This is a genomic window from Burkholderia sp. PR2 (assembly GCF_052372875.1).
Lineage (GTDB): Bacteria > Pseudomonadota > Gammaproteobacteria > Burkholderiales > Burkholderiaceae > Burkholderia > Burkholderia diffusa.
In genome coordinates, this window is record NZ_JBQRWH010000004.1 from 2965131 (window position 1) to 2980162 (window position 15032).

Below are 15032 nucleotides of genomic sequence, written 5' to 3' on the forward strand. Positions count from 1 at the left end.
CTGCGGCAGGGGCAAGTCGACCGGAGCGCCGCCTCGATGCGGCCGGGTGGTCACTCGCTTGGAGAAGCACTATGAACCTGAAGATCAGTGGACATCATCTCGAAGTCACGCCTGCAATTCGCGAATACGTGATCACCAAGCTGGACCGGGTGCTACGGCATAGCGATCAGGTAATCGATGGCACTGTGATCCTCTCGGTCGACAATCACAAGGAAAAGGACAAGCAGCAGCGCGCGGAAATCAATCTGCATCTGAAGGGCAAGGACATCTTCGTCGAAAGCGCGAACGGCAACCTGTACGCTGCGATCGATCTGCTGATCGACAAGCTGGATCGCCAGGTCGTCAAGCACATGGAGCGTCTGCAGACCCATGCGCACGACCCGATCAAGCTGCAGCCGTCGATCGACCAGATCGAACTGCCGCCGCAATAACGTTCACCGCAATACACATGCCGCCCGGTTCGCCGGGCGTTTTTTTTGTGTCCGAGCGGCAGTGGTGCGACCGGTCCGTCCATGCCGCGCCACGCACGCGGCTGTGCTCTATAATGTTCCGGTTATCGCCGGGGGGCGTTGGGTGCGGTAGCTGCCTTGCAGGTTTCCGATGCCGAACGCCTTGATATCGCCGAACATGGAAAATCAGTCTGCCGCCGCAAGGAGACCCCAGGCCGCCCAATCGCCTGCCAACATGAATCGCCTAGCCAAAATCCTGCCCATAGAGAACGTCGTCATCGACCTCTCCGTCACCAGCAAGAAACGCGTCTTCGAACAAGCCGGGTTGATCTTCGAGAATCAGAATGGCATCGCCCGCAGCACCGTCACGGATAACCTGTTCGCGCGCGAGCGCCTCGGTTCGACCGGGCTCGGCGAAGGCGTCGCGATTCCGCACGGGCGCATCAAGGGGCTCAAGCACCCGCTCGCCGCGTTCGTGCGGCTGGCCGACGCGATCCCGTTCGAAGCGCCCGACGGCCAGCCCGTCGGTCTCCTGATTTTCCTGCTCGTCCCCGAGCAAGCCACCCAGCAGCACCTCGAGATCCTGTCGGAAATCGCGCAACTGCTGTCCGATCGCGACGCGCGCGAGCGTCTGCACAACGAAACGGATATCGCCGAGTTGCATCGCCTGCTCACTCAGTGGCAACCTTGAGTTGATCCGGGCGGAATTTTTCCGGTACGCGGCGGCACACGCCGTCGTCCAGGGCCGCCCGGCATGGCGACGTCCGTCGCCGCGCGCCTGCACACCGGCCCATTGGAGTGACGAGAGTCATGGATACGTCCAGCATCAACGCCCAGAGCATCTTCGACGACAACGCGGCCACGCTGAAGCTGAGCTGGCTGACGGGGCATGAAGGCTGGGAGCGCGGTTTTTCGGCCGACACCGTCGCCAACGCAACGTCGAGCGCCGACCTCGTCGGCCACCTGAACCTGATCCACCCGAACCGGATCCAGGTGCTCGGCGAAGCCGAAATCGACTACTACCAGCGGCAGACCGACGAAGACCGTTCGCGCCACATGGCCGAGCTGATCGCCCTCGAGCCACCGTTCCTCGTCGTCGCCGGCGGCGCCGCGGCGCCGCCCGAACTCGTGCTGCGCTGCACGCGCTCGTCCACGCCGCTGTTCACGACGCCGATGTCGGCCGCCGCGGTGATCGACAGCCTGCGGCTCTACATGTCGCGCATCCTCGCGCCGCGCGCGACGCTGCACGGCGTGTTCCTCGACATCCTCGGGATGGGCGTGCTGCTCACCGGCGACTCCGGGCTCGGCAAGAGCGAACTGGGCCTCGAACTCATCAGTCGCGGCCACGGCCTCGTCGCGGACGATGCCGTCGATTTCGTCCGACTTGGCCCCGATTTCGTCGAAGGCCGCTGCCCGCCGCTGCTGCAGAACCTGCTCGAAGTGCGCGGTCTCGGCCTGCTCGACATCAAGACGATCTTCGGTGAAACGGCGGTCCGCCGGAAAATGAAGCTGAAGCTGATCGTCCAGCTCGTGCGCCGCCCGGACGGCGAATTCCAGCGGCTGCCGCTGGAAAGCCAGACGGTCGACGTGCTTGGCCTGCCGATCAGCAAGGTCACGATCCAGGTTGCGGCCGGCCGCAACCTCGCGGTGCTCGTCGAGGCGGCCGTGCGGAATACGATCCTGCAGTTGCGCGGAATCGACACGTTGCGCGATTTCATGGATCGGCAACGACTCGCAATGCAAGATCCCGACAGTCAGTTCCCCGGCAAGCTCGTGTAACGCTCCCCGCGCCGGCCTCGCAGCGCCGACGCGTCGAGCCGGTGCTATGATGAAACGTCAGGATTCTCTGCTTCCCATGCGCATCGTCCTTATCACCGGCATCTCCGGCTCAGGCAAGTCCGTCGCGCTGAACGCGCTCGAAGACGCAGGCTACTACTGCGTCGACAACCTGCCGCCGCACGTGCTTCCCGAACTCGCCCGCTACCTGGCCGACGGCGGCCAGCACCGGCTCGCAGTCGCGATCGACGCGCGTTCGAGCGCGTCGCTGGACGAAATGCCCGGTCTGATCCGCGCGCTGTCGCTCGAGCACGATGTCCGCGTGCTGTTCCTCAACGCGAGCACGCAGGCGCTGATCCAGCGCTTCTCCGAAACGCGCCGGCGCCACCCGCTGTCCGGCTCGCCGTCGCACGACGCGAACGTCGGGCTGCTGTCGTCGCTCGAGGAAGCGATCGAGCGCGAACGCGAGCTGGTCGCACCGCTCGCCGAATTCGGCCACCAGATCGATACCAGCACGCTGCGCGCGAACGTGCTGCGCACGTGGGTCAAGCGCTTCATCGAGCAGAAGAACAACGACCTGATGGTGATGTTCGAGTCGTTCGGCTTCAAGCGCGGCGTGCCGCTCGATGCCGACCTGATGTTCGACGTGCGCGCGCTGCCGAACCCGTACTACGACCATGAGCTGCGCCCGCTCACCGGGCTGGACCAGCCGGTCATCGCCTTTCTCGACGCACTGCCGATCGTCCACCAGATGATCGACGACATCCATGCGTTCCTGACGAAATGGCTCCCGCACTTTCGCGAAGACAACCGCAGCTACCTGACCGTCGCCATCGGCTGCACGGGCGGTCAGCATCGCTCGGTGTTCATCGCGGAAACGCTCGCCGCGCGCCTCGCGCACGATGCGAACGTGATCGTGCGGCATCGTGACGCGCCCGTGGATGTCGACGCGTCGTCGCGGCTCGTCGCCGAGGTCGAACGACCTTAGCGACACCGCCCTCTTGCCGGTGCGCCATGTCCACGCTATCGACCACCCTGATCGACCTGCCGCTGTTTCCGCTGCACACGGTGCTGTTCCCCGGTGGCTGGCTGCCGCTCAAGGTGTTCGAGGCGCGCTATCTCGACATGTCCCGCGCATGCCTGCGCGACGACGCGCCGTTCGGCGTGTGCCTGCTGAAGAGCGGGCCAGAAGTCGCGCAGGACGGCGCCGTGTCGGTGCCCGAGACGATCGGCTGCATGGCGCGCATCACCGAGTGCGATACCGGCGAATTCGGGATGCTGTACCTGCAGGCGATCGGCACGCAGCGATTCGAGCTGCTGTCGTATCGCGTCGAAGGCAACGGGCTGCTGGTCGGGATCGCGGAGCCGCTGCCCGACGACATCCCGCTCGAAGGTGAACAGGCGCTCGCGCAATTCGGCTCGTGTGCCGAGGTGCTGGAGCGCATCATCGAAGCGCTGAAGAAATCCGAACCGGACAAGATGCCGTTCGCCGAACCGTTTCGTCTCGACGACCCGAGCTGGGTATCGAACCGCCTCGCTGAACTGCTGCCGCTCGACCTGCGTGCGCGGCAGAAATTGATGGAATTTCCGGACGTCGGCGCGCGGATCGATGCCGTGCACCACGTGCTCGATCGGCACGGTTGGCTGTAAGCCTCGGCTGACCAAGCGCGTCGCAGCGGCGTCGCCGAGCGAATCATCCTGGCGGGCAAAACACCCGCGGCGGCCCGGCGCTTCCGTGAGCGCGCCGCGCCCTTCCCTTTTCTTTACAGCAGCGACCCGCTCAACGCATCGAGTAGCTTGCGCACGGGCGCCGGCACGCCGTACGCATCGAGCCCCGCCAACGGCACCCACGCCGTCTCGGCATCCTGCACGTGCGTGAGCGGCCGCCCGCCGTTCGCCACATCGCTCAGCCGCGGCTCGATCTCGAGCCGGAAATGCGTGAACGTGTGCGTGAACGGCGCGAGCGGCACCGGGCCGCCACCGCCGAAGCCGCGTGCGAGTTCCGCGAGTGCCACATCGCCGTCTGCCTGCGGCAGGCACCACAGGCCGCCCCAGATGCCGGCCGGCGGACGCCGCTCGAGCAGCACGGCGTCGCCGTCGCGCAACACGAGCATCCAGGTCTTGCGCGTCGGCACCGCCTTCTTCGGCCGCGCGGCCGGAAGTTCGCGCTGCCGGCCCGTCGATTGCGCGACACAGTCGCCCGCGAACGGGCAGCGCGCGCAATCCGGCTTGCCGCGCACGCACAGCGTCGCGCCGAGATCCATCAGCCCCTGCGTATAGGCACTCACGTCGGCCGCGTTCGCGGCATCCGGCAGCAGCGATTCCGCAAGCGCCCACATGTCGTTCTCGACGCGCTTCTCGCCCGGAAAGCCTTCGACGCCGAACACCCGCGCCAGCACGCGCTTCACGTTGCCGTCGAGGATCGTCGCGCGCGCACCGTACGCGAACGACGCAATCGCCGCGGCCGTCGAACGGCCGATGCCCGGCAGTTCGGCGAGCGCTTCCGGCGTCGACGGGAATACGCCGCCATGCTCGGCGACGACGACCTGCGCGCAGCGATGCAGGTTGCGTGCGCGCGAGTAGTAGCCGAGCCCGGCCCACAGCGCCATCACGTCGTCGGACGGCGCGGCCGCGAGCGCGGCGACGTCGGGAAAGCGCTCGAGAAAGCGCGTGTAATACGGGACGACGGTCGAGACCTGCGTCTGCTGCAGCATGATTTCCGACAGCCAGATCCAGTAGGGATCACGGGTGTTCTGCCACGGCAGGTCGTGGCGACCGTGCACGCGCTGCCAGGCGATCAGGCGCGTGGCGAACGTGCGATGCAGCGGTGTGACGGGGAACGGAGCGGGAGCAATGCGGGGCGGCTTCAAGTGTTCGAATCTTTGGAAAGAGGTTGCAACGCGCGACTCAACGCTGGCAGGTCGGGCAGAAATAGGTCGAGCGCTGCCCCTGCACGATCTGGCGGATCGGCGTGCCGCATGTGCGGCAAGGTAGCCCCGCCCGGTCGTAGACGAAGCAGTCGAGCTGGAAATAGCCGCTTTCGCCGTTGCTGCCGACGAAATCGCGCAGCGTGCTGCCGCCGCGCTCGATCGCGTCGGCGAGGGTCGCGCGCACCGCGTCGGCCAGCCGCTCGTAGCGCGGCAGCGACACCTTGCCGGCGGCGGTCGTCGGCCGGATGCCCGCGCGAAACAGGCTCTCCGACGCATAGATGTTGCCGACGCCGACGACCATGTTGCCCGCGAGCAGCGCCTGCTTGACCGACACCGTGCGGCCGCGCGTGCGCGCGTGCAGCAGCGCGCCGGTGAACGCCGGCGAGAACGGCTCGACGCCGAGGCTGGCGAGCAGCGGATGCGCATGCACGTCGCCCGCTTCGCGCGGGTGCCACAGCACCGCGCCGAAACGGCGCGGATCGCGGAACCGGAGCACGAATTCGTCGAAGATCCAGTCGATGTGGTCGTGTTTCGCGGCGACCGGCACGCCGGCCGCGGGCAGCACGCGCAGCGTGCCCGTCATCCCGAGATGAACGATGAACCAGCCCGCGTCGACCTCGAACAGCAGATACTTGCCGCGACGCTCGACGGCGAGCACCTCGCGCGCGCGCAATTGCTCGGAGAGCTCCGCCGGCACGGGCCAGCGCAGCATCGCGGTACGGACGTCGACACGCTCGACGCGGCGGCCCGCGACAAAGGGCTCGATGCCCCGGCGCGTGACTTCGACTTCTGGCAACTCTGGCATGTTTTGCGGGTCTGAGACTGGATTCACGATCGTGCGTGTATTGTAGCGAGCGCGTTACAATCGGTTGAAACATCGAACGGATTTCCATGACCTTGCCCTCGAAGCTGCTTCTGAAGCGCCCCGCCGCCGTGCGCGGCGCGCGCGCCTTCCCGGTCCGCCGTGCGCTCGGCGCCGCGCTGTTCGCCGCGTGGACCCTCACCGCCTTCCCGGCTCACGCGCAGAATCCGGCATCGGACGACGCGGAGCCGCAGGGCGCGTTCGAGCACGTAATGCCGGACGAGAAAAAGGATCTCCCGGGCGTCCCGCTGACGAGCCAGATCGTCTATCAGGTGCTGGCCGCCGAGGTCGCGCTCCAGCGCAACCAGCCCGCGCCGGCCTACCAGACCTACCTCGCGCTCGCCCGCGACACGCGCGACCCCCGCATGGCGCAGCGTGCGACCGAGATCGCGCTCGGCGCGCAAAGCCCGGCCGACGCGCTGTCCGCAGCCAATCTGTGGCGCCAGTACGCACCCGATTCGAACCGCGCATCGCAAGTCGACGCCGCGCTGCTCGTGCTCGCCGGCAAGCCGGCCGACGCGCAGCCGATGCTCGCGCGCGAACTGGCCCGCGCGACCGGTGAAACGCGCGGCCCCGCGATCCTCGCGCTGCAGGCACTGCTGGTGCGCGGCGCCGACCGCGTCGGCGGCCTCGCGGTGCTGAAGGACATGCTGAAGAACGACATGAACCGCCCCGAGGCGCAGCTCGCGATCGCGCGGCAGCAAATCGCGGTCGACGACAAGGAAGGCGCGGCGCAGTCGCTGAAGCAGGCGCTGCAGATCCGCCCCGACTATCTGCCGGCGGCGCTGATGCTGTCGCAGATGGGGCCCGCCGAGCGCGCGGCCGGCATCGCGTCGTTCGAGAAATATGTTCAGCAGAATCCGAAGTCGCGCGATGCGCGCCTCGCTCTGTCGCAGCTCTATCTCTCCGACGACCGCCTCGACGACGCGCAGAAGCAGTTCGAGACGATGCGCGAGCTCGACTCGAAGGACCCGACGCCGCTGATGGCGCTCGCGCTGATCAAGATCCAGCAGAAGAAGCTCGACGACGCGAGCGCGTACCTGAAACAGTACGTGCAGCTCGGCGACAAGCAGCCGAACCTCGACGTCGGCCAGGGCTACATCTACCTCGCGCAGATTTCGATCGAACAGGGCAACGATGCGCAGGCGTCGCAATGGCTCGACAAGGTCGACCAGACGAGCCAGCACTACCTGCCCGCGCAGATCACGCGCGCGCAGCTGCTGCAGAAACAGGGCAAGACCGACGAGGCACGCAAGGTGCTCGACGACCTGCCGATCAGCGATCCGCGCGATGCGGCCGTGGTCGCACGCACCGATGCGTCGATCCTGTTCACCGCGAAGCGCTATCCGGAAGCCGAGGCGCGACTCGCGCAGGCAGTCCAGGATTTCCCGGACGATCCCGACCTGCGCTACGACTACGCGATGGCGGCCGAGAAGACCGGCCACTACGCGGCGATGGAAAAGCAGCTGCGCGAGCTGATCCGCACGCAGCCCGACAACCCGCAGGCGTACAACGCGCTCGGCTATTCGCTGGCCGATCGCAACCAGCGCCTGCCCGAGGCCAGCAAGCTGATCGACAAGGCACTGTCGCTCGCGCCGAACGACGCGTACATCATGGACAGCCTCGGCTGGGTGAAGTACCGGATGGGCGACACGGCGGGCGCGACGAAGGTGCTGCGGCGCGCGTACGAGCTGCAGCCGAACGCCGAGATCGGCGCGCACCTCGGCGAAGTGCTGTGGAAGAGCGGCGCGCAGGACGACGCGCGCGTCGCGTGGCGTGCCGCGCAGAAGCTCGAACCCGACAACGACACGCTCGTGCAGACGCTCAAGCGCCTGCAGGTCAACGGCCTGTGATGCGGATGTTCCCGATGCTTTCCCCGTCTTCCCGCGCGCTGCGCGCGCTTGCCGCGGCTGGCGCCGCGCTCGCGCTCGTCGGCTGCGCGAGCACGCCGCCGTCGGCAAATGCGCCGTCGGGCGCCGTGCTGCAGACGGCCGCGACACACGCGTACCACGGCCGCTTCGCGGTGCAGTACAGTGACCGCCTCGGCCGACCACAGAACGTGTACGGCAACTTCGACTGGCAGGAGCACGGCGACGACGTGTCGCTCGAACTGCGCAGCCCGCTCGGCCAGACGCTCGCGGTCGTGAAATCGACGCCGCAGGCCGCATCGCTCGAACTGCCGAACCGCCAGCCGCAATACGCGACGGACGTCGGCGAACTGATGCAGAACGCGCTCGGCTTCTCGCTGCCGCTGGCCGGTCTGCGCTATTGGCTGCTGCCGACGCCCGCGCCCGCGACGCCCGCGCAGACGGTGCGCGACCCGGCGGACACGACGCACGTCAAGCAGATCCGCCAGGACGGCTGGACGATCGACTATCTCGCCTACGCGGACGCACCGGCGACGGGCGTCAAACGCGTCAACCTCGTGCGCGCGACGCCGCCGCTCGACATCAAGCTCGTGCTCGACCAGTAAGCACGTGAACCTAGCCCCGACATACGCATGACCGATTCGACCCGCTCGCTGCGCAACTGCCTTGCGCCCGCGAAACTCAACCTGTTCCTGCACATCACCGGCCGTCGACCGAACGGCTATCACGATCTGCAGAGCGTGTTCCAGCTGCTGAACTGGGGCGATACGCTGCACTTCACACTGCGCGACGACGGTCGCGTCGCACGCGTCACCGACGTGCCGGGCGTGCCCGAGGAAAGCGATCTCGTCGTGCGCGCGGCTAACCTGCTGAAAACGCACACGGGCACCACGGCCGGCGTCGACATCGAGATCGACAAGCGCCTGCCGATGGGCGCGGGCCTCGGCGGCGGCAGCTCGGACGCGGCGACGACGCTGCTCGCGCTGAACCGCCTGTGGCAACTCGATCTGCCGCGCACGGAACTGCAGTCGCTCGCGGTGAAACTCGGCGCGGACGTCCCGTTTTTTGTTTTTGGAAAAAATGCGTTCGCAGAGGGTATCGGAGAAGAATTAGCTGAGGTAGAATTGCCGACTCGCTGGTTCTTGGTTGTGACGCCACGAGTTCATGTCCCCACCGCTGAAATTTTTTCAGATGAGTTGTTGACAAGAGATACGAAGCGCGTCACAATTACGGACTTTCTTGCACAGCAAAGCCGCGATGCGGGATGGCCAGACAGCTTCGGCCGGAACGACATGCAGCAAGTTGTGACAAGTAAATACGCGGAAGTTGCGCAGGTGGTCAAATGGTTGTATGATGTGACCCCCGCGAGGATGACCGGCTCCGGAGCAAGCGTGTTTGCAGCGTTTCATAGCAGGCACGAGGCAGAAGCGGCGAAAGCCAAGCTGCCCACCAGTTGGAACGGTGCAGTTGCCGAGAGTCTGAACGAGCATCCGCTCTTCGCTTTCGCGTCATGAAGTTTTGCTTTATCGGATAGCCTACAAGTCCGGTGAAGTTATCAGTTGAGTGTAGGGGAGTCGCCAAGTTGGTCAAGGCACCGGATTTTGATTCCGGCATGCGAGGGTTCGAGTCCTTCCTCCCCTGCCAAAAATTTTCCCGCATTTCCCGCCTAAGCCTGAAGCAGGTGCACGATGAGCAGCCACAGCCATGATGGCTTGATGGTCTTTACTGGCAACGCGAATCCCGCGCTCGCCCAGGAAGTCGTCAATATCCTTGGAATCCCCCTCGGCAAAGCAATGGTCAGCCGTTTCTCCGACGGCGAGATCCAGGTCGAGATCCAGGAAAACGTGCGCGGCAAGGACGTCTTCGTCCTGCAATCCACGTGCGCGCCCACGAACGACAACCTGATGGAACTGATGATCATGGTCGACGCGCTCAAGCGTGCGTCCGCCGGCCGGATCACTGCCGCCATCCCCTACTTCGGCTATGCCCGCCAGGACCGTCGCCCGCGCTCGGCGCGCGTCGCGATCTCGGCGAAGGTCATCGCGAACATGCTGGAAATCGCCGGTGTCGAGCGGATCATCACGATGGATCTGCACGCCGATCAGATTCAAGGCTTCTTCGACATCCCGGTCGACAACATCTACGCAACGCCGATCCTGCTGGGCGACCTGCGCAAGCAGAACTACTCGGATCTGCTCGTCGTGTCGCCGGACGTCGGCGGCGTGGTCCGTGCCCGGGCACTCGCGAAGCAGCTCAACTGCGATCTCGCGATCATCGACAAGCGTCGTCCGAAGGCGAACGTCGCCGAAGTGATGAACATCATCGGTGAAGTCGAAGGCCGCACCTGCGTGATCATGGACGACATGGTCGATACGGCAGGCACGCTCTGCAAGGCAGCGCAAGTGCTGAAGGATCGCGGTGCGAAGCAGGTGTTCGCGTACGCGACGCACCCGGTTCTGTCGGGCGGCGCCGCCGACCGCATCGCCGCATCGGCACTCGACGAGCTGGTCGTCACCGATACGATCCCGCTGTCGGCCGAATCGCTGGCGTGCTCGAAGATCCGCTCACTGACGAGCGCGAGCCTGCTGGCCGAAACGTTCTCGCGGATTCGCCGCGGCGACTCGGTGATGTCGCTGTTCGCGGAATCCTGATCGCGGAACGACACGACATAGCATGCGCGGAAAGCGAAGCGGCAACGCTTCGCTTTTTGCACAATCGGACGGGATAGACGAAGCCCCGTCCGTTTCATCGGGGGCCGCCATTTCGCCGGCCCCGTTTTACTGCCTGGTCGCGGGCAGCTAATGGAGAATCACATGAAAGTCGTCGCTTTCGAGCGCCAACAGCAAGGTACGGGTGCGAGCCGCCGCCTGCGCAACGCCGGTAAGACCACGGGTATCGTCTACGGTGGCGAAGCAGCCCCGCAAAAGATCGAACTCGATCACAACGCGCTGTGGCACGCACTGAAGAAGGAAGCCTTCCACTCGTCGATCCTCGACCTCGAAGTGGCTGGCCAGTCGCAACAGGTTCTGCTGCGCGACGTGCAATACCACCCGTTCAAGCAACTCGTGCTGCACGTGGACTTCCAGCGCGTCGACGCGAAGAAGAAGCTGCACACGAAGGTGCCGCTGCACTTCCTGAACGCTGAAGTCAGCCCGGCAGTGAAGCTGTCGAGCGCAATCGTCTCGCACGTCACGACGGAAATCGAAGTCGAGTGCCTGCCGTCGGCTCTGCCGGAATTCCTGGAAGTCGATCTGTCGAAGATCGAAGCAGGTCAGTCGCTGCACGCGAAGGACATCGCACTGCCGAAGGGCGTGACGCTGGTCGCGCACGTCGACGCGGAAAACCCGGTTGTCGCATCGGCGACGGTCCCGGCTGGTGCCGTGTCGGACGCAGCAGGCGAAGGCGAAACGCCGGCTGCCTAAACGGCCGCCTACGCGCCCGTTCGATCCGTTTCAAGAAACGGTCGACACAACCCGCCGCGGCTTGCCCGGCGGGTTTTTCTTTTTCTGCGCCCAGGCGGGCGCTGCCGCCTACGAAACGTCATGATCAAACTGATCGTCGGCCTCGGCAATCCCGGGGCAGAATATACTGCGACGCGCCACAACGCCGGCTTCTGGCTGATCGACCAGCTCGCCCGCGAAGCAGGCGCGACGCTGCGCGACGAGCGCCGCTTCCATGGCTTCTATGCGAAGGCGCGCCTGCACGGCGAGGAAGTCCACCTGCTCGAGCCGCAAACCTACATGAACCGCTCCGGCCAGTCGGTCGTCGCGCTCGCGAGCTTCTTCAAGATCCTGCCCGACCAGATCCTCGTCGCACACGACGAACTCGATCTGCCGCCCGGCACGGTGAAGCTGAAGCTCGGCGGCGGCAGCGGCGGTCACAACGGCCTGAAGGACATCACCGCGCATCTGTCGTCGCAGCAGTACTGGCGCCTGCGCATCGGCATCGGCCATCCGCGCGACCTGATCCCGGAAGGCGCGCGCGCCGGCGCGAAGCCCGACGTCGCGAACTTCGTGCTGAAGCCGCCGCGCCGCGAAGAGCAGGACGTGATCGACGCATCGATCGAGCGTGCGCTCGCCGTCATGCCGATGGTCGTCAAGGGCGAACTCGACCGCGCGACGATGCAGTTGCATCGCAACTGACTGCGCACCGCACCGGCATGGTGCACGTGCCGTCCGGCGCCGCCGGGCGGCGTCTCGGTCGTGCGCAATCGCGCACCGCCGCATCCACATGCGGTAATCTGGTTGTTTTTGCCCGTCAGGAGCCAAGCGGTGAGCCGTTACTGGAGCGACATCGTTCAGCAACTCGTGCCTTACGTGCCGGGCGAACAGCCCGCGCTCGCACACCCCGTCAAGCTGAACACCAACGAGAATCCCTATCCGCCTTCGCCGCGCGTCGTCGCGGCGATCGCACGCGAACTCGGCGACACCGGCGACACGCTGCGCCGCTATCCCGACCCGCTCGCGCGCGCACTGCGCGAGACGGTCGCGGCCCATCATCGCATCAAGCCCGAGCAGGTCTTCGTCGGCAACGGCTCCGACGAGGTGCTCGCGCACGCGTTCCAGGCACTGCTCAAGCATGACCGGCCGCTGCGCTTTCCCGATATTTCGTACAGCTTCTACCCGACCTACGCGCGCCTGTACGGTGTCGAGACCGCAATCGTGCCGCTCGCGGACGACTTCTCGATCCGTGTCGAAGACTATCTCGACGATGTGGGCGGCGTGCTGTTTCCGAACCCGAACGCGCCGACCGGGCGCGCGCTGCCGCTCGCGGACATTGAGCGGATTGCGGCCGCGAACCCGTCGTCGGTCGTGTTGATCGACGAGGCGTACGTCGATTTCGGCGCGCAATCCGCGATCACGCTGATCGACCGCCATCCGAACCTGCTCGTCGTGCACACGACGTCGAAGGCGCGCTCGCTCGCGGGCATGCGCGTCGGCTTCGCGTTCGGCGATGCGGCGTTGATCGACGCACTGAATCGTGTGAAGGACAGCTTCAATTCCTATCCGCTCGACCGGCTCGCGCAGGTCGCCGCGCAGGCGGCATACGAGGACACCGACTACTTCGGTGCGACCTGCCGACGCGTGATCGACAGCCGCGCGCGGCTCACGCACGCGCTGGAGGCACTCGGTTTCGACGTCGTGCCGTCGAGCGCGAATTTCGTGTTCGCGCGCCATCCCGCGCACGATGCGGGCACGATCGCGGCAAAGCTGAAGGATCGGGAAATTTTCGTACGGCACTTCCGGGCGCCACGCATCGACCAGCATTTGCGCATCACCGTCGGCACCGACGCCGAATGCGACGCGCTCGTCGCGGCATTGCGCGACCTGATCGGCTGAAGCGAAGGGAGAAGTGGAACCGGCGCCGAACGGCGCCGGTCAGGGAATTCATGCCGTTGCGACGCGCGCGTCACCACACGGTCACTGCGCGTCGTCGCCCTTCGCGGCGATCAACGCGTGATACTTCGCCATCAACTGCGCGTGCGATTCCTCATGCTGCGGATCGCGCGGAATGCATTCGACCGGACACACCTGCTGGCACTGCGGTTCGTCGAAATGGCCGACGCACTCGGTGCACTTGTTGGGGTCGATCACGTAGATATCCGGGCCCATCGAAATCGCGCCGTTCGGGCACTCTGGCTCGCACACGTCGCAATTGATGCACTCGTCGGTAATCATCAAAGACATACTGATCTCACTTCTTCAGGCCGGCGGCCGGCTTCGCAGCGAAACCGGCCGGCGCCGCGTCACGCGGCCGGGCCTCCCATCGCGGCGACTTTCTCGGTCAGCCACTTCTCGACGGACGGGAACACGAACTTGCTGACATCGCCGCCCAACTGCGCGATTTCGCGCACGATCGTCCCCGAGATGAACTGATACTGATCGGATGGCGTCATGAACATCGTCTCGACGTCAGGCAACAGATAGCGGTTCATCCCCGCCATCTGGAACTCATATTCGAAATCGGACACGGCACGCAGGCCGCGCACGATCACGCGCGCGTTGTTGGTGCGGACAAAGTCCTTCAACAGGCCCTTGAAACCCATCACCTTCACGTTCGGATAATGGCCGAGCACCTCGTTCGCAATCTTCAGACGTTCTTCCAGCGAGAAAAACGGCTTCTTTGCGCGGCTGTCGGCAACACCGACCACCAGCGTATCAAAAATGCTCGACGCACGCCGCACGAGGTCTTCGTGCCCGCGTGTCAGCGGATCGAACGTACCGGGATACACGGCGACTACCATGTCGCTCCTCCTGTCATCACGCAAACGGGGTGGCAGCCGTGCGACGCGCACGCCGCTGCCGAGATGGGCATGCGTCGCCTTTGCGGCGCGCCGCCTCGTATGGAACGCGCATTATTCATCATTTTCGCGCCGCAGCAAATGAAAGTGAACCGCACCCGCCTTGCCGTGCTTCACCACCTGCCAACCGGCCAGCGCTTCGTGGGCGGCCGGGTCGAGCTCCGCGCCCGTCTCGACGTACAGGGCGCCCTCCGGCGCGACGAGCGGCGCCGCCAGCGCGATCGCGCGATCGAGTACGGCCGGCTCACCGAACGGCGGATCGAGGAACACGACGTCGAACGCACCCGGGGTCAGCCCGGCCGCGAGCCGCAGCGCGTCGGCTTCCGCGACCTCGACCGAGCGTGCGCCGAGCTTGTCCTTGATCGCGCGCAGTTGCTGCGCCGCGCGCGGGTGGCGCTCGACCATCACGACGCTCGTCGCGCCGCGCGACGCGGCCTCGAACCCGAGCGCACCGGTGCCCGCGAACAGGTCGAGGCAGCGCCGGCCTTCGAGATCCTGGCCGAGCCAGTTGAACAGCGTCTCGCGCACGCGATCGGGCGTCGGCCGCAGGCCGTCGAGATCGAGCACGGCGAGCGGCGTGCGTTTCCAGTCACCGCCGATGATGCGGATCGTGTGCGGCTTGCCACGGCCAGGGGGGGCCGTCGGGCGGCCGGAAGAGGAACGGGACATACGGAATATCGACAACGGGGGAACCGGGTGCGCAGGAGGGCGCACCGCCAAACAGGCGCACGTTACCACAGCGGCGGCACCGGCTGACGCGAGTGCGCCGCCGCACTGATAAAATGCACGGTTTAGGCCGCCATGCGCACGCACGACGGCCCGTCCGGCGCTGCGCCCTAGCGGCGC

Annotated in this window: 17 protein-coding genes and 1 tRNA gene; 13 read left to right on the top strand and 5 right to left on the bottom strand. The window is 65.9% G+C overall.

The window, feature by feature from the left end:
* The first annotated feature begins 71 nt into the window (after positions 1–71).
* The 5 genes from hpf to ACT2FV_RS30915 all read left to right on the top strand — a co-directional run bounded on the left by hpf (position 72) and on the right by ACT2FV_RS30915 (position 3875).
* Positions 72–431: a ribosome hibernation-promoting factor, HPF/YfiA family gene (gene hpf / locus ACT2FV_RS30895; RefSeq protein WP_006477786.1), complete on the top strand. Its 360-nt coding sequence runs from the start codon at positions 72–74 to the stop codon at positions 429–431.
* A gap of 169 nt (positions 432–600) precedes the next feature.
* Positions 601–1140 carry a PTS sugar transporter subunit IIA gene (locus tag ACT2FV_RS30900; RefSeq protein WP_059598834.1) on the top strand — a complete coding sequence of 180 codons (540 nt, stop codon included), beginning with the start codon at positions 601–603 and terminating at the stop codon, positions 1138–1140.
* A gap of 119 nt (positions 1141–1259) precedes the next feature.
* Complete coding sequence (hprK, locus tag ACT2FV_RS30905) at positions 1260–2228, top strand: HPr(Ser) kinase/phosphatase (protein ID WP_010090664.1); 969 nt, start codon at positions 1260–1262, stop codon at positions 2226–2228.
* 76 nt (positions 2229–2304) lie between these two features.
* Positions 2305–3213 carry an RNase adapter RapZ gene (rapZ, locus tag ACT2FV_RS30910; protein WP_059526093.1) on the top strand — a complete coding sequence of 303 codons (909 nt, stop codon included), beginning with the start codon at positions 2305–2307 and terminating at the stop codon, positions 3211–3213.
* 26 nt (positions 3214–3239) lie between these two features.
* Positions 3240–3875, top strand: a complete 636-nt coding sequence (locus ACT2FV_RS30915) for an LON peptidase substrate-binding domain-containing protein (RefSeq protein WP_059598835.1) — start codon at positions 3240–3242, stop codon at positions 3873–3875.
* 113 nt (positions 3876–3988) lie between these two features.
* On the opposite strand, the gene mutY is transcribed toward ACT2FV_RS30915, so the two are convergent.
* Both mutY and mutM read right to left on the bottom strand, forming a co-directional pair.
* Positions 3989–5095: an A/G-specific adenine glycosylase gene (mutY, locus tag ACT2FV_RS30920; RefSeq protein ID WP_151048296.1), complete on the bottom strand. Its 1107-nt coding sequence runs from the start codon at positions 5093–5095 to the stop codon at positions 3989–3991.
* 37 nt (positions 5096–5132) lie between these two features.
* Positions 5133–5960, bottom strand: a complete 828-nt coding sequence (gene mutM, locus ACT2FV_RS30925) for a bifunctional DNA-formamidopyrimidine glycosylase/DNA-(apurinic or apyrimidinic site) lyase (protein ID WP_444505352.1) — start codon at positions 5958–5960, stop codon at positions 5133–5135.
* Between the two features lie 86 nt (positions 5961–6046).
* On the opposite strand from mutM, the gene ACT2FV_RS30930 reads away from it, so the two are divergent.
* The 8 genes from ACT2FV_RS30930 to hisC all read left to right on the top strand — a co-directional run bounded on the left by ACT2FV_RS30930 (position 6047) and on the right by hisC (position 13224).
* Positions 6047–7870, top strand: a complete 1824-nt coding sequence (locus ACT2FV_RS30930; protein ID WP_444505353.1) for a tetratricopeptide repeat protein — start codon at positions 6047–6049, stop codon at positions 7868–7870.
* Entirely contained in the window at positions 7870–8490 is a 621-nt protein-coding gene (gene lolB, locus ACT2FV_RS30935) for a lipoprotein insertase outer membrane protein LolB (protein ID WP_124626472.1), read from the top strand. The genes ACT2FV_RS30930 and lolB overlap by 1 nt, the downstream gene beginning before the upstream one ends.
* 27 nt (positions 8491–8517) lie before the next feature.
* On the top strand, positions 8518–9399 hold the full coding sequence (ispE, locus tag ACT2FV_RS30940) for a 4-(cytidine 5'-diphospho)-2-C-methyl-D-erythritol kinase (protein ID WP_151048299.1): 882 nt from the start codon (positions 8518–8520) through the stop codon (positions 9397–9399).
* A gap of 53 nt (positions 9400–9452) precedes the next feature.
* Positions 9453–9529 (top strand) — tRNA-Gln (locus ACT2FV_RS30945).
* Positions 9530–9573: 44 nt separating this feature from the next.
* Entirely contained in the window at positions 9574–10536 is a 963-nt protein-coding gene (locus tag ACT2FV_RS30950) for a ribose-phosphate pyrophosphokinase (protein WP_006483739.1), read from the top strand.
* A gap of 162 nt (positions 10537–10698) precedes the next feature.
* Entirely contained in the window at positions 10699–11307 is a 609-nt protein-coding gene (locus tag ACT2FV_RS30955; RefSeq protein ID WP_059598854.1) for a 50S ribosomal protein L25/general stress protein Ctc, read from the top strand.
* Between the two features lie 120 nt (positions 11308–11427).
* Complete coding sequence (gene pth, locus ACT2FV_RS30960) at positions 11428–12027, top strand: aminoacyl-tRNA hydrolase (RefSeq protein WP_059451462.1); 600 nt, start codon at positions 11428–11430, stop codon at positions 12025–12027.
* A 129-nt stretch (positions 12028–12156) separates the two neighbouring features.
* Positions 12157–13224, top strand: coding sequence for a histidinol-phosphate transaminase (hisC, locus tag ACT2FV_RS30965; protein WP_124626301.1), 1068 nt, complete (start codon positions 12157–12159; stop codon positions 13222–13224).
* A gap of 81 nt (positions 13225–13305) precedes the next feature.
* Here the strand turns inward: hisC and ACT2FV_RS30970 are convergent, their stop codons facing one another.
* From ACT2FV_RS30970 to rsmD, 3 genes are all read right to left on the bottom strand, one after another.
* Complete coding sequence (locus ACT2FV_RS30970) at positions 13306–13572, bottom strand: YfhL family 4Fe-4S dicluster ferredoxin (protein ID WP_059507779.1); 267 nt, start codon at positions 13570–13572, stop codon at positions 13306–13308.
* A gap of 59 nt (positions 13573–13631) precedes the next feature.
* Entirely contained in the window at positions 13632–14129 is a 498-nt protein-coding gene (gene coaD, locus ACT2FV_RS30975) for a pantetheine-phosphate adenylyltransferase (RefSeq protein WP_006398238.1), read from the bottom strand.
* Positions 14130–14240: 111 nt separating this feature from the next.
* A complete protein-coding gene (gene rsmD, locus ACT2FV_RS30980) occupies positions 14241–14855 on the bottom strand; it encodes a 16S rRNA (guanine(966)-N(2))-methyltransferase RsmD (protein ID WP_124902034.1) in 615 nt (204 codons plus the stop codon).
* Positions 14856–15032: the final 177 nt, after the last annotated feature.

Coding starts and splice junctions, on each gene's coding strand:
- hpf (WP_006477786.1), top strand. CDS start 72: ATGAACCTGAAGATCAGTGGACATCATCTCGAAGTCACGCCTGCAATT.
- ACT2FV_RS30900 (WP_059598834.1), top strand. CDS start 601: ATGCCGAACGCCTTGATATCGCCGAACATGGAAAATCAGTCTGCCGCC.
- hprK (WP_010090664.1), top strand. CDS start 1,260: ATGGATACGTCCAGCATCAACGCCCAGAGCATCTTCGACGACAACGCG.
- rapZ (WP_059526093.1), top strand. CDS start 2,305: ATGCGCATCGTCCTTATCACCGGCATCTCCGGCTCAGGCAAGTCCGTC.
- ACT2FV_RS30915 (WP_059598835.1), top strand. CDS start 3,240: ATGTCCACGCTATCGACCACCCTGATCGACCTGCCGCTGTTTCCGCTG.
- mutM (WP_444505352.1), bottom strand. CDS start 5,960: ATGCCAGAGTTGCCAGAAGTCGAAGTCACGCGCCGGGGCATCGAGCCC.
- ACT2FV_RS30930 (WP_444505353.1), top strand. CDS start 6,047: ATGACCTTGCCCTCGAAGCTGCTTCTGAAGCGCCCCGCCGCCGTGCGC.
- lolB (WP_124626472.1), top strand. CDS start 7,870: ATGCGGATGTTCCCGATGCTTTCCCCGTCTTCCCGCGCGCTGCGCGCG.
- ispE (WP_151048299.1), top strand. CDS start 8,518: ATGACCGATTCGACCCGCTCGCTGCGCAACTGCCTTGCGCCCGCGAAA.
- ACT2FV_RS30950 (WP_006483739.1), top strand. CDS start 9,574: ATGAGCAGCCACAGCCATGATGGCTTGATGGTCTTTACTGGCAACGCG.
- ACT2FV_RS30955 (WP_059598854.1), top strand. CDS start 10,699: ATGAAAGTCGTCGCTTTCGAGCGCCAACAGCAAGGTACGGGTGCGAGC.
- pth (WP_059451462.1), top strand. CDS start 11,428: ATGATCAAACTGATCGTCGGCCTCGGCAATCCCGGGGCAGAATATACT.
- ACT2FV_RS30970 (WP_059507779.1), bottom strand. CDS start 13,572: ATGTCTTTGATGATTACCGACGAGTGCATCAATTGCGACGTGTGCGAG.
- coaD (WP_006398238.1), bottom strand. CDS start 14,129: ATGGTAGTCGCCGTGTATCCCGGTACGTTCGATCCGCTGACACGCGGG.
- rsmD (WP_124902034.1), bottom strand. CDS start 14,855: ATGTCCCGTTCCTCTTCCGGCCGCCCGACGGCCCCCCCTGGCCGTGGC.